The sequence below is a fragment of the Dysgonomonas sp. HDW5A genome (assembly GCF_011299555.1).
Lineage (GTDB): Bacteria > Bacteroidota > Bacteroidia > Bacteroidales > Dysgonomonadaceae > Dysgonomonas_A.
Genome location: NZ_CP049857.1, coordinates 3,692,900 through 3,707,722, shown reverse-complemented (window position 1 = coordinate 3,707,722; position 14,823 = coordinate 3,692,900). Strand labels below are relative to the sequence as shown.

Here is a 14,823-nt window from a genome sequence, read left to right as displayed (position 1 = left end):
TTCTAAAATTGTTATAATTTACACTCAAATGAGTGTTTTCCTGAACCAACTATTTTTTTTGTATTATTTCCATCGGGTAAAATAACCGTAGCACGAGTATTAACAGGTACATCAACAGACAGATAGAATACACCACTTTCACGCTTCCAACTTACGGCTATATTACCATATAAGGTTTCGTGATTAGCTTTCACCCAAGTTAAATCGCCTACAGGTTGCGGTTGAATCGTAAACTCTTTAAATCCGGGTGTTGAAGGAACGATACCTCCTAAACTATGAAAAAACCACTCGTCTATTTGCCCCATCATAAAATGATTCCATGAAGCTCCCTTACGTGGGTCCCACTGTTCTGTTAATGTTGTTACACCGAACAGTATCTGAAAACCATACCCGGGAGCACCTGTATGATTATTCATCAGATACATCAATTCATTTTCGCCATTAAGGGCTAATGCCTGAAATAAATATCGGTTACCCACATCCCCCGTTGTTAAGCGGTTGCCCCTTTTCTGAATATCTGCTTTCAGGTTTTGCAAGACTGCTGCTTTGTTTTGTGGCTCTACTATACCCATAAACAAGGCTACTGCATTACAAAACTGACTGCCTGAGCCATATTGCATAGTCTTTTTGTCCAGAAATTTATCATTAAAAGCTTTTCTGATATTCTCAGACAAAACAGTATATTTTTTCTCATCATTTGATTTGTTAAACATCTTTGCCGCTTTAGCAAACAAATGGGTAACATAATAATAATGAGCCGTAGCCGAAACCTCAATGGGGCTATTCATCGAAAATCCCGCCCGATGTTCCCCATAATCATACCAATCGCCTAAACCATGAGAAACAATATGACCTGTTGATTTTGAAGTCAGATAATCTACATATTGTTTCATTATATTGTAGTATTGCTCAATCAGAGTGTTATCGCCATAAAATTGATAGTACATCCAAGGAACAATAACGGCTGCACCTCCCCATTCGGGAGAATCTGAGAAATCGTCACCAAAGATTACATATTCAGGAACAATGCTAGGTACAAGCCCACCGTCTCTTTGGGCGTCTTTTATATCCTGCATCACTTTGGGAAAGAACTGAGTCAAATCCCAATTATAAAGTAAACCGGGACCATTTAGATGGGTTTCTTCCAACCATCCTAATTTTTCACGGTGAGGGCAATCCGTAAATACTGACTGCATATTACTTCTTACTGCATTTTTAATCAGTTGATGGGCTTTATTAAAAATCTCGTTTGAAGACTCGAAATGCCCATTCTCATTGGTTGAATTGTAGATAAAATCAGACTTTACATCTATAATTAACGGTTTATCCGTATCATCTGACGATAACAGATTTGCCCCGTCAATCTGGATATATTGAAAGCCATAATAGGTAAATTCGGGGTGCCACTCCTCCACTCCATCTCCTTTTATTGTATATGAATATGTATGTGGGCCTCCCGATTGTTTTTGGGAAACTTTTCCTGTTTCTTCATTCAATAATTCACCGACTGTTATTTTAACGGTCTGCCCTTTTTTACCAATTACCTTTATCGCAGGATAACCCGAAAGGTTTTGCCCCATATTTAATACATAGCTACTGTCTATTTTAGTCATTGAAATAGCTCCATATTGTTTCATGCTTCGCACATTTGTAATCTGTTGGGCACGAAGAACTCCTTTAGGTGCTTCTTGAATAACTACGGGTTTCCATGCTTTATCGTTGAAGTTTGGCTTATCCCATCCTTTTTGTTCTAAACGGGCATCATAGTCTTCACCACCATAAATATCATTGAATGTTATCGGACTAAGTGCATATTTCCATGAATTATCAGATGTAAGTATTTCACTTGTACCATCCATATAATAAAGGTGCATTTTGAGAAATAAAGTAGGTGGTCCAAAAGATACCCACAGTTTACGATAGCGATTACCTACAGCATTATAAAAGCCATTCCCTAATGTAATTCCTATAACATTTTCACCTTTATTTAAAAGGGTATCTACCTGATAAGTATTATAATAAACAGTTTTATCATAATCGCTCCAAACAGGGGTGAAGATATCTTTACTTACTTTCTGTCCATTAATCGAAAGATTATAATGTCCCAAACCTGAAGCATGAACAATTGCTTTCTCTATAGTCTTATTTGCATTGAAAGCCTTTCGCAGAAGAATACTTCTCAGAGCTAACGGATCTATTTTATCATAAAGTTCCTTGTATTCAGGTTTCTTAAAAGATGGTCCATGTAAATCACGGCGTCCTATTGGTAGATAAGAATCGGCTTTTGTTATTGCTCCAATCCATTGTATTTTAGTATTATTAAAATCGGGTGCAGTTTCGAAGTAAGAGTTTCGGCTATCGCTTACTTTTCCCTTTACATCCCAGACTTTTACAGTCCAAACATATCGTTTACCCTTCTTGAGAGGCTTACCTTTATATATGACTAACTGACTTTGGTCTGATTTCACTCTTCCCGAATCCCATATCTTTGTTCCATTAGATGTGAGTATAATTTGATAGGCAGTTTGTTTATCACCCTGCATATCTGAGGTCAGTTTCCACCCGAAACGAGGACTAAGTTTATCTATCGCCAATGGCATTTTTTGCATTTCGCAGGTCAGGTCTTTAATATCTATCGAATAGGTACTAAAGGTAAAAAGAGTAAACAATATAAATAGTATCGCTTGTTTCATCCTCATTACATTTTATAAGTTAATCGTTCTAATTTATCAGATTTGGCAACCAGTTTGCCATCTAGCATGATATAGAATCCTTTTCCTCTTTTGTATTTGCCTCCTGTTTTATCCCAAACAATAGTCACATTCTTACCATGATAAGGGACATTATCCAAACAGAACCAATCCCATTTGGCTTGTGGAATCAGAGGGTTAATTTCCAACACATTATCCGGACGAGGTTTCAATCCGATTAATCCCGAAATAATCAAATCATTGAAAGTGGAATGATTATAGTAACGGCTACGTTCCTGATCACCTTTGAGCCAGTAACCCGTTACTTCATCCTGATACTCTCCTATATAAGGTCTGCCTCTATGGTATTGGCTTTCCACATATAATTCAAGATGGCGAAAATAAACACTATCATTTACAACATCTTGTTTGTAGTTATTCAGCAGATTAGCCATTGCTGTCAATGTTTGAGAAGAAGCGAAAGGCCAGATAGCACCATCCCATTCGCATTTACAGCATCCATGAGAACGAAATTCGGGGTGACGACGTTCTGCTGTAGTAAGTCCGTAAGGAGCACAAAAGCCTCGTTCATCTTTTACTTGCGCCCATGCTTTTGCGTAATCTGCTTTATTATCAGGCAAGTTAAAATACCAGGGAAGATAGCCGATAGCTTCACGTACTAAGGCAAAATTTCCGGGTTCTCTTAGTGTTTCAAAAAATGTACTGTCTTGATTCCAAAGTTGATTTTGTACCAGATTCTTAATTTCGATAGACTTTTCCTCGTATTTTTTTGCAGCATTATTATCTCCTTTTAATTTTGCAACCTCCGATAATGCTTTTGCATTGCCAAACATATAGGAATTAATAGTTGGTCGGGCATATTTTTTACGACGACCGCCACTTATGGTTTCTTCCATTCCATCTTGAACATCTCCCTGCCAATATAATCCGCTTGGCAATCGGTGATCTCCTTCCCATGCCGCATATTCGTTCTCCAGATCGGGAAACATATCCAACAGGTAGTTTTTATCTCCATCCACCAAATATTTATTATACAGAGCATCGGCAGTCCAGCTACTGAAGTTACGAAGCTTTGCCATAGGTTTGCCCTCATTCCCTCTAAACCAGACATGTACATACTGATCTAAATACCTCGGATCACGTAACCATCGGCTTTCATAGATATGATGTCCTAAAGCACAAGAGATCAGATTATATTTATCTGCATATGAACGGTTCACTAAAAATTCGGTCATAACATAACCTTCGGGGGTATCTTTTATGTGTTTTCTCAACGACCACCATCTGTAGTAAAACATCTCTTCGAAATTCTTTTGAGGACATTCAAACAAGGGTATATTGGCTTTCATCCACTCCCAAGCCTGTGCATTGGGTATAGCTTGTGCTATATTTTCATCCTCCATTGTATTGAAATAATCCGCATAATGCTTATAATCATTTATATTTAAAATGGCTGAATGATTAGACGGATCTAATGTTTTGAGATATGAGATATAATATTCTGCTTTAGCATCTTCTGCTCCTGCATTGGGCAAATCAGTATCTCTGTCAGCCGCATCATTGGGTGTCGGATCAGATGGTAAATCTCCTGTTCTGAATACAATTCTTTGAATAGATTCTATAGGATTGAAGAACAATTTTGTAGAAATATCTTTATCATTGATTTTCAGAGTTAAACTTCTTGTCGAAGTAGACAAAAACACTTTGATATCATATACAATACCCGCTTCATAAGGCTGTAAAGTTGCATATCTTGCTCCAGTCTTCAGCTTTATCAAACCGTCATTGTCAAAAATAATGCGTGTACAGGCATCTCCCTGAGCATTTTGAAACTCAATCTGGAGATTTCCTGTTTTGTTTTGAGCAGCCAGAACAGCGAAAGAGGCTTCTAAATTCTTTAATTCGGGAATTACTCTTTCTACTTTTGCATAATCGAATGGATCCCAGTCTTTCAACGAAAGCCAGCGTTTATTATCAGATCGTTTCTCAATCTTTACAGGAGCCCATAACGGACTGTAAATATTCCATGCGTCTAATTCTTTGCCCTGAGGCATCAAATCAAAGGTTTCATCAGAATGGCTGATAGCCTTATCGGTTACGGGTACAGGAATCTTTGCTACCCAGATATCTTCTTTATTTACACTGTATGTCATCCATATATTGCCATCGGGAGGCGTTCCGTTAGTTTCTAAAATACCTCGAGGATATTGAGGACCACGCGATTTATAGTTTCCACCATAACGCATCGCTGTTATATCTCCATGAACGTAGTATAAATCGGTATAATTCAACCCATCTTCACTGGTTGAAACTGCCAAAGGCCAACGAAATTCGGAGGGATTATAAACCGTGGCAAACTTTCCGTCAGAGGTTCTTTGTCCCCATATTTTCGCATTACTATTTACAAAACCGATCGCACGGGCTACATTTCCCGGCCATGTTTTACCTCCGTCTTTGCTTATCGTTGTAAGAGCATGCTTCCACAGAGCAACAACATCACCATTATTTAAATGGTAATAACTGAATGCTTTGTATTTCTTTTTTAAAGGAATAAGAGGATCATTACTATCCGATTCTTCAACCCATTGCATCATCATCAAAGGGTTAGCCATTAACTCGTCGCAAGCAGCAATAAAGGCTTTATCTTTGCTCTTTTTATAGAAAGGATATGCAGTATTTTTCTCATTCCATGATGGATTATAATGGATAAAATAAATAGGTCCGTAACTTCCATCGGCTTTTATTTCCCGAACAACACGCCCGATGCCTTTCCCGTCGTTCGGATCGTCTTTCATATCCAAACAGATACCATAAAACCCGATAGTAAGTAAACGATTACTTTTAGATACATAAAAGCCCATCCGTTGGTGCATAATAGCATATAAGTCTTTTGCCACACCTGTATATCCAGCTTTTGAGGTTCCATCAGGAACTTTGTATTTTGGGAAAATAATTTCGGGCTTAGTCCACGTATAACCATCTTTAGATGTTTGCAACAGTGTATGAGATGGCGGTATATGCTCTCCAATAGAATCACTCAAATATTGAAGATAGTACGTGTTATTCCAATATGCAAGGAATGATTGATGATTGTAAGTCCAACCAAAACCATCGCCTTTTTCGGGATGCTCTCGATTAGCCCGCATGGTTTGAATGTTATGAGTACCTACAGCGGGACTCAATCGCCCGTTGTGATAATTCACATTAGATAAAGTTTTTCCGGTATAATAAACTCCCTCTTGAGCATTTGATATAAAAATGCTACTCAAAAAAAGTAAGGATAATATAATTGATTTCTTTTTCATAATAATCGTTTAAGGCTACAAACAAAAGCCTGATCAAATTAACAGTACACAGGTTAATCAAATATGGTTGTTATAATTATAAAGAGGTCTGAGACCTTAATTTATTTAAAACACTTTCGGGAGCTTTAAATATAGTCCCGTGTTTATGTCCGGCAGGAATCGAAATTTTATCATTTATATCGGTAAATGTTTTAAAATCTTTTGTAGCAATAGCATCATAAGACTTTTTATCATAAGCATCAAAATAGATAAGCCATTCATCCCCTACCTTTACTACCGAAGGACCTTCTGTGAAATTACCTGTAAAAGGAGCTGATGGATTGGTATATTCTCCTGTTGGAGTTTTAGCAAATGCTGCTTTTATATTCCTTTCGGGGCGTGTATTGTCTTTGAAAACTAGAACATAATCAGCCGAATCTCGCTTAACAATCACTGCATCAATGGAACTATATCCGGGATCGTAAAGTAATTCTGCTTTGGTGAAATCTTTAAAGTCTTTTGTTTTTGTATAATATAAACGGTGATTATTGTCTTCAGCTTCTATACCTTTCTCAAATTTGAATGGGATGGTTGACGCCCATACAATAATAAAATCATTCGATTCATCATCATAAAATAATTCGGGAGCCCACACATTTACAGTGGTGGTATCAAACGCCATAATGGGAATATATTGCTGCTCCGACCAATTTATCAAATCTTTGGAAGAAGCGTACCCAAATGCAGGATCGCCCTTCCAACTACATGTCCAGACTAAATGAAATGTGCTATCAGCTCCTTGAACAATACTGGGGTCACGCATTATCTTTTGTATACCAACTTCTGGTTTTAAGAATATTCCCGGAATGCTATCCCATTTATAGCCATCGTAACTATAAAGGAATCGAAGCCCTTCGGTAGCAGGTTCGTGAAAAGAAGTAAATAGATATACTTCTTTTTCAGTAGTTATTTTTTCTGATTCTTTCTTTCCTGTATTACAAGACAGAAAGAGGGTTAAACCGAGTATATATAAGATTGTATTTTTCATGATATTCATTTCTTTTTCAACCAGATTACTACATCTTTAGCTGTAGGATTCATTAATTTCAGAGGAGTTTCACCTTTTATTTCGCTCTTTTCTTTTATTATTGAACCATCTACAGGGTTAATTCTGTAGAGAGTAAATTTACCTGTCACCTTAGATAAGTCTAAATCTATTGTTTCGTTACTTGTATAAATAATTAAGCCCTTACTTTTATCCCCCAATACATATTGGTTTGCACTGTTCATCTCAGTTATCGATTGCATAAAAGAAGCATCTTCTAAAAAGTGGTCATTTGCTATTCGAGGCAAATTAGTCAAAGAACCTCCAGCCATAAAGGAAGCCCATGCTCGTTCGGGATAAGAGTTAGAAAAATAGGTAACTGCTTTATCCGTATATTTTGTTCTATACTCGTTCACTGCCCGATAAACCGATTCAAATGAGACCTTTCCAGGTTTTGTCAAACGAGCATGTTGACGAGGAGCCAAATTCAGTCCTCCTTGAGGTTCGTAAGTTGTGCCGTCTTCACGGTAAAACCAGTAACGTATATCAATAATATCGACCACTTTCGAGCGTACAGAATCAGCCAAAATAGCATCTTGCACATCCTTTGTGGCACTGAGAGCGATAAGAGATTTCTCCCCTGTTTCGGCTTCCCATTCGGCAATTACATCTAACCAAAATTCCACGAAATGAAGAGGTCCTGTATATTCCTCACTGATAAGTTGAACCACACTGTTATTGCCTCTGAAATTCTCCAAGCATTTACGAATAAAAGCACGGTGTAACTCTCTTCTTACGGGATGATTTATATCATAAAACTGTTCAGCCAAAAAGATACGTTTATCTCCCGCATAAGGTGCAGGTTCGGGAAATCCTGTGTTATTTATATTATTTGCCGGTCTCCAAGGACTATCCGCCCAGTGTGCACCTGCTTCAATAATATTGTGTTGAAAATAATTCTGATGAAACAAAATCAACTCTTTTTGATCTGCCATATCCGTAAATTGACGAAGCCGCCTCCAATACCAGTCATTGTATTTTGTCAGGTCATATTTACTTAACCCATCATAAGCCGTACCTTCGCCACTACGGGCAAAAGGTTGCTCATAAAAAGGAGGCCATACTTCGCCATTTATACGACGGATGCGTTCATGATCATCTCTTCGGCGGTCATACCATAAACCATAATTGTGATCAAGAACCAATATATCTTCTTTTTTCATCCAGCTACCTACTGAATCAATATCATCAGTTAACCCTGTTCCCATTCTTCCCGGTACAAAGCGGGTTAAATGGGGACTAGCCGATTTTTTCAGATAAGATGGTTGAACCGTTCCGTTCCACCATTGTATATTATGCTTACCTCCTGTCTGGATAGTATTATTTCTCACCAACCATCCATTTTTTACGGTTAATGATGGTTTAGCAGCCATTCGTTTACCTATAAAGACTTTACTCTTTTGTTCGAAAGACTTAATTCCTGATTTTTCGACAGGAATATTATTTTCAGAAATAAGAGTATCTATCCACTCCGAAAGAGTTAAAGGTACTTCATTAGCTTTTTTAGTCAATTCCTGAGCAACTTCTATTGACGGTGAACTAGATGCTTCCGTCTCCACAGCTAATAGATTAGATCGGTCGATATATTTATCTCCCAAACGTTTTTTCAACTGAGCATAATACAAGCTTCTGGGATTTATATGATTATTACTTTCGTTCCAATAACCATCTCCTGAAAATTCAGACCACGAACCGAACGCCCAATTTTGAGCCGTAGGTGGCGCAAAACATTCTATCAAAGACGCTGTGCATTGCCAGAACACACTGTTCGCTGCATTCCAGCCGGCACCTTGTGCTTCCTGCATTCTGTTTTTGTAACTCAATGCATTACCATTTATATTGACAACATCGAATAATACTCCCGAAGCCCAACTATCAACAGGTCCGCTAAAACTATAAGGCAATTCGGAATGACATTGCACAAAAGCATTAGGTCCTGCTGCACAGAATCCCAAAGCAAAATCGTGATAACCTTGTTCGGCATATAAACGCTGAAATAAACATTGCTGCCCCGATGTAAAAAATGTATATCTCCGTTGTCCACCTATTTCAGAAACTGGAGCGAGCGATTTACAATTTTCTACTGTCACACGTTTGGCTGATTCAAGAACTGCTACTGCTGATCCAGCAAAATGTTTAAAAATAGCACTACGTACCCATGCATCAGAAACATTTTCCATTGTAATAGCCATCCACGCATGAGCTTCATCTTTAGGGTTATTTATATCATATTCCGATATACATGATAAGTTTTCGATTCCTATATTAGAAATTCGACCATTCCAAGTATAAGGAATTATAAAACCGCCTCCATATTTCTGATCCAATGCTGTCGTGAGTGGAGCATCAAATGTTATTTTATTTCCATTTACGGAAGTAATTGTTCTATCCCAATAAATATCTTGTTCCGATGGTTTCCATCCCAGAGATGTTATACCTCCTCCAAAGTGATCTGTTCCGAGTTCATCAATCCACTCTTTCGTTGATGGTCTTTGAATCAATATATTATCTCCAGCTTTCAATCCATGTTTATCCGACAATGTTACTGTGAATGAGTTTACAGGTACATATGAATCTACTATTTTAATAGATGAGCTTAGCTGTTTATCGTTTTGTCCTAAAATACAGATTAGTGTACGACGATCTTTTCCTGCTGCAATAAGATTTGTTCCGTTATCTCCCACTCCACTACCTCGAATGACAATTCCCGATTGTCTGATTTTTAATTGTCCTTCAATCTTAAAAGAGCCTTTATCTAATAAAATAGCTCCTCTAAATCCGTTCTTATCCAAAGGCAATGAACCTACATAATCAATTGCATTTTGAAGAAGTTCAGTTACGTCTCCATCTTGCCATGCCACAAATACTTTTGCGTCAACCATTGGAATAGGTTCTTCGGATGCTTTATAACCGCAAAAGGAAAAGTCAGGGATGCGATTCCCCAAATTGTCAGATGTATAAGACAAAATTCCGTCTTTAAATGTTATAGGGGGTATTGGTTTAGGTGCATTTTTTTTATTCTGTGAGAACCCATTTATTCCCACAGTTAAAAAGATAAATAAACAAACACATATCTTATTCATAAACTACTTTTAAGGTCACAGACTTATGTATATATTTTGGAAAGAAAAACAGGCTTTATACAATATAAAGGTATTCTGCCTTATAATGTTCCTCCTTTGGCTTTTACTCGTTCTTCCCAAGCTTTTCTTTCTTTCTGGATATCATACCCTTGCTTCGAAAGATAGTTATTGAAACGTCCTTTATATTTCCCGAACCATTCGTGTTTTTCTTTCGAAGAAGCCGCACTCATAGCATGTTCACGGGCTTCTACCAGCCAGGCGTATAATTGTTTTTTGTCTTCGGGTTTTAATGTGGGAATCATATCTTGATATGAGGTGTATGTAACTTGTACCACTCCATAAGTCATTCCATCTTTTACTTTTTCTATTTGGTCATTTGTCAGATTAGCTGAAAGTGCACCGATATAAGCACAATGCAAATTGTATAAGCTTGCATTTAGTTCTGTTTCCAGTGTTTTAATAGCAGCCTCTTTAGCTGTTTTATCAGTTATATTTTGTTTAGAAGCTTTAATGTCTGCATCCGATTTGTCGTGTAATTCTCCCAAGCTTTTATATTGGTTAACAATAGCTTTTGTAACAGCATCGTAAACAGCTTTATCTTGAATATTAAGTGTATTAACTATCTTCTCGGCTCTCTGAGTCAATACTTTAGTATATTCCTCTTCTTTGTTTTGACTAAAAGCAGATAAAGATAGTAAGACTGAAATAAATAGTATAAATGGTTTCATAGACATAGATTCTAATAGGGTCTCAGACCGTTATATTGTTTAGTAAGTATAACAACAATAATTTGTTATGGTATTTAAATATAGTAATTAAGATTTATATATTACATAACCGTTTCAATTTTAAAAGAGTAACTGTACAGCCAAAGCCAATACAGTTACCTTTCAATCAAAACTATTATAAATAAACCTAAAATAAACTCTTTCTTTTAGCTAAAGTATCATAATTGTTATTTGGATTCTTCCAATCTACTTTTTTCTTCGGATCTATACCGTTGATATATTTTTCAATATTAGTATATCCGTCACCATTCATATCTTTAGCTGCGTCTGACGGATCATTCGGATTCAATCCGTATTTAATCTCCCAAGCATCGGGCATTCCATCACCATCAGAATCTTTGTATGGTGTGCCTTTGTATTCAGGATACCCACCTACTTGTTCTATATCAGTTATAATACCTTGCTTATAAGAATCGGCTGGCAAACGTCGATGTTCGAATTGATAAAAACTTTCGGGATCTAAACCTTCTTTATAATATACTTTTCCTGTTTTAACTTGTTCGATAACACGTTGGTCTACAATATCACGTTTAGGAAAAGTAGCACCTGCATTATCCATCACAAAATTGTAGGCTTCTTTTGCAGGCATAATCGGAAAAGGGTTATCTATAGGAAAGGGTTTATCCCATTTCATATTAGCAGTATATCCGTCTGTATTTTCCTGTTCCTGAACCTGAATACCTCCGTTCCAATTGTCTTTTGTAACAGCCTCGTTACCTTCCACTATATTACCATTGGCATATACCCTGCCAAATACAAAATAGCCTAACTTGCTGCGTCCGGCTTCCGGTTTAAGAATACGATGTCCCACAGGTTTATCAGTTGGTGTTAACGGACCCGGTTTATAATAGTTATTTATCATATTATAAAGAGCCGTATAATCACCACCATCTACCGAACGATGTACCCAGTTATAGATTACATTATTTACAAAGTTGAAAACTCCGTTCCAGCCGATAGACGGATTACGACCTGCATTATTAGCCCAAAGATTACGCATAAAAGTACAGTTCTCGCCGCCTAATGTGCTGCCAAAAGAATGGTTATAAGTATCTAACGCCTGAGAAGATATCGTATTCTGAATAGTAACATTTACTGTTGGAAGTTTCAAATCTTTGGTTCCGTCCCCCGGATTAAACATATGACGATAAAACGATATATTTTCATCCAATCCCCACGAAGTTGAGCAGTGGTCTATCATAATATTTCCGACCGGATTTCCGCCAAAAGAATCGTCGCGTCTGCCTACATAAGTTTCACCTCTGCGAAAACGCATATGACGTACAACAACATCGTGAGTATTTGCCCAAATGGTTTCGCCGGCAATACAAACCCCATCGCCCGGAGCAGTCTGTCCTGCAATAGTTATATAAGGAGCTCTAATAATAACAGGAGTTTTTAACCTGATAATTCCGGCTACATTAAATACAACAATACGTGCACCGCCTGTTTCGCAAGCTTCACGGAAGGTTCCGGGACCGCTATCTTCTAAACTGGTTACTACTATCACTTTACCACCACGTCCTCCAAACGAATATGCTCCACCACCTTCGGCTCCGGGAAAGGCAGGTATTTCAGCTTGTGGCAGGTCGGTTGGACGTGCAGCCCACGGAATATAGGGGCGTCCTTCTTTTGCTTGTTGTTCAATAATTGGCAAAGCTTTTTCCCAAGCAATGTCTGACAGACGTTCTGCTTCATTTAACATTGCCTCTGATTCTTTTTTGACTTCAGCAGAAATTTTGGGATATTGGGCTAGTACGGGTGAACTGAATACACAAGCCAATACTGTTGCTCCGACCCCTAGAATTACACTTTTTTTCATGCGCTTTTTATTTTCATAATTATATTAGGGAGAAGGGATTTTCTCTCCTCCCCGAATAAATAATAGCTTTGTTATTTTTGAAAATTATATGTTCCCATAGTACCGAAAGGATCCTTCCAACCTGTAGTTTGTTCTAACCACGAGTTATTCGTTAATACGGTAGTATGTAGACCGAACACATAATAGTTTTGTCTCCAAAGGATATTTACCGGATTTTTTCCATCTACATCCATTGCTGTTTCAGGAGATACTAATGTGAAATTATCTGCATAAAACTTAGCCAAAGCATTCAACTGGTCTTTAAAGTTAGAAGCGTCAGGATCTATTGATATAGTACCTCTGATAGACGCTATCGGGTCAGTATTACCTGTTGCAATAGCTTGCCAGTGATTACCGGTACGTGTTGTTCCATTGATTGGTTTTATTCCTAATTTGGCACAAGTATTATTATTTACAGAAGCATCATCATTATATAACATCCAACGTTGAATATCCCAGAAACGTTTTCCTTCGTAAGCTAATTCGATACGACGTTCGTACAAACATGCTTCAATTGCAGCATATTTATCTGCTAAGGTTCCTATTCCATAATTATTAGCCGACGCAATGCCAACACGTTTACGGATTTTTCCTAAATAAGCAGTACAATTGGCAATATCTCCTTTAGCTGCATAACATTCGGCAATATTCAATAATAGTTCAGCATAACGGTATTCAAAGATATCAGTTCCTGAATATTCAAAGGAGTTATCATCGGCAACTGGATTGGACATTTTACGAACAAATGCGGGACTCTTCAACTGATTGCCATCGGCATAAACAATTGTTTTATTATCAGTTTTTTTATAGCGATATGCCCAAACAACAGCATTGGCATTCGTTTTATGTCCCCATTTACATCCCGAAAAGGCAAACGTACGATAGAATCTGGGATCTCTGTTCAAATAGAAATTTGTTTCATCATAACCGTTCGATTTAGTTGGACGTACTCCATTCTCCAGAGGAAATAAATCAATCATTTCTTTAGGAGCCGGTATTCCGCCACTACCACTTTGGCTTGATAATCTGATCGATTTTTCCCAACCATTATTTATTGCTGTACTTGTGGCCGGTGAACACATTTGTACCATAATAACTTCCGAACAGAATTTATTATCAATCAAAAACATATTTTGCCAATCTTTTGCAGAATTTCCGTACAAGCCGTATCCCATTGCCGACAGTTCTTTCTCAGCAGCAAGTCCAGCTTCCAAAGCCAGTTGCCAGCGTTGATTTCCTGCATTATCCCAATCGGTATTAAATAAAGGACTTGCATGAGTTAACAAAACTCGGCTCTTCATAGCCAAAGCTGCGGCTTTATTAAATCTTCCATATCCAGATGAAGCAACCCATTCTGTAGGCAATAATTCGGCAGCTTTATCCAAATCTTTTATGATTTGTGCAATACATTCAGAAGTTGTAGCACGTGGGTATTTAATACTCTCATCCGTAGATGAGGCATTAAGTACTTCTGTGACAATAGGTACTCCACCATAAGTGCGAACCAGATCGAAATATTGGAGAGCACGAAAAAAGTACATCTGCCCTTTTGCATTATTACGAAAAGTTTCAGGAAGACTTGCACCAACCACATCCATTTTTTCTATCAAAATATTACAATTTCTAATACGTGTATATGGGTGGTTTTGAGGATTAGCAACTAATTGAGCTCCAAAATAGGTAGGACAATCAGCCGAAGTTTCGAGTGTTTTTCCAGGGTTAATCAGGTTATTGATAGTTCCACCTATCTCTTCTGTCATTCTGCTCTTATCATCAGAATAGCTTCCTACTAATGTTTTTATAGGTGAATTATAGCCTGCAAAAAAATCATAATATATTCTATCAATATACCAACCGGTTTGCGTTTCATTTGTAAAAATGGATTCATCAAATGAATCAAAGTTCCTCTTATCTTCTAAAAACTGGTCACTACAGCCTGCTAATACCAGTGAGAGGAATAGAGTCAGACTCCATATTTTATTTTTATTCAT

General features: G+C 37.5%; 7 protein-coding genes. All 7 read right to left on the bottom strand.

Features of this window, described 5'->3' with window-relative positions; genetic code table 11:
- Positions 1 to 11: 11 nt before the first annotated feature.
- Positions 12 to 2,699, bottom strand: coding sequence for a glycoside hydrolase family 78 protein (locus G7050_RS15190; protein WP_166116956.1), 2,688 nt, complete (start codon positions 2,697 to 2,699; stop codon positions 12 to 14).
- The gene (locus tag G7050_RS15185) at positions 2,699 to 6,016 is read right to left on the bottom strand and encodes a glycosyl hydrolase family 65 protein (RefSeq protein WP_166116953.1); all 3,318 of its coding nucleotides are present in this window, start codon (positions 6,014 to 6,016) and stop codon (positions 2,699 to 2,701) included. The genes G7050_RS15190 and G7050_RS15185 overlap by 1 nt, the downstream gene beginning before the upstream one ends.
- A gap of 76 nt (positions 6,017 to 6,092) precedes the next feature.
- Positions 6,093 to 7,052 carry a glycoside hydrolase family 43 protein gene (locus G7050_RS15180; RefSeq protein ID WP_166116951.1) on the bottom strand — a complete coding sequence of 320 codons (960 nt, stop codon included), beginning with the start codon at positions 7,050 to 7,052 and terminating at the stop codon, positions 6,093 to 6,095.
- On the bottom strand, positions 7,049 to 10,183 hold the full coding sequence (locus G7050_RS15175) for a DUF6298 domain-containing protein (protein WP_166116949.1): 3,135 nt from the start codon (positions 10,181 to 10,183) through the stop codon (positions 7,049 to 7,051). Before G7050_RS15175 ends, G7050_RS15180 begins: the two co-directional genes overlap by 4 nt.
- 80 nt (positions 10,184 to 10,263) lie before the next feature.
- Entirely contained in the window at positions 10,264 to 10,911 is a 648-nt protein-coding gene (locus G7050_RS15170) for a DUF3826 domain-containing protein (RefSeq protein ID WP_166116947.1), read from the bottom strand.
- A 187-nt stretch (positions 10,912 to 11,098) separates the two neighbouring features.
- On the bottom strand, positions 11,099 to 12,793 hold the full coding sequence (locus G7050_RS15165; RefSeq protein WP_166116945.1) for a polysaccharide lyase: 1,695 nt from the start codon (positions 12,791 to 12,793) through the stop codon (positions 11,099 to 11,101).
- A 71-nt stretch (positions 12,794 to 12,864) separates the two neighbouring features.
- Positions 12,865 to 14,823, bottom strand: a complete 1,959-nt coding sequence (locus G7050_RS15160; protein WP_166116944.1) for a RagB/SusD family nutrient uptake outer membrane protein — start codon at positions 14,821 to 14,823, stop codon at positions 12,865 to 12,867.

What these genes read in the sequence shown, in the direction of transcription:
- G7050_RS15190 (WP_166116956.1), bottom strand. Translation starts at nt 2,699, where the DNA reads ATGAGGATGAAACAAGCGATACTATTTATATTGTTTACTCTTTTTACC.
- G7050_RS15185 (WP_166116953.1), bottom strand. Translation starts at nt 6,016, where the DNA reads ATGAAAAAGAAATCAATTATATTATCCTTACTTTTTTTGAGTAGCATT.
- G7050_RS15180 (WP_166116951.1), bottom strand. Translation starts at nt 7,052, where the DNA reads ATGAATATCATGAAAAATACAATCTTATATATACTCGGTTTAACCCTC.
- G7050_RS15175 (WP_166116949.1), bottom strand. Translation starts at nt 10,183, where the DNA reads ATGAATAAGATATGTGTTTGTTTATTTATCTTTTTAACTGTGGGAATA.
- G7050_RS15170 (WP_166116947.1), bottom strand. Translation starts at nt 10,911, where the DNA reads ATGAAACCATTTATACTATTTATTTCAGTCTTACTATCTTTATCTGCT.
- G7050_RS15165 (WP_166116945.1), bottom strand. Translation starts at nt 12,793, where the DNA reads ATGAAAAAAAGTGTAATTCTAGGGGTCGGAGCAACAGTATTGGCTTGT.
- G7050_RS15160 (WP_166116944.1), bottom strand. Translation starts at nt 14,823, where the DNA reads ATGAATAAAAATAAAATATGGAGTCTGACTCTATTCCTCTCACTGGTA.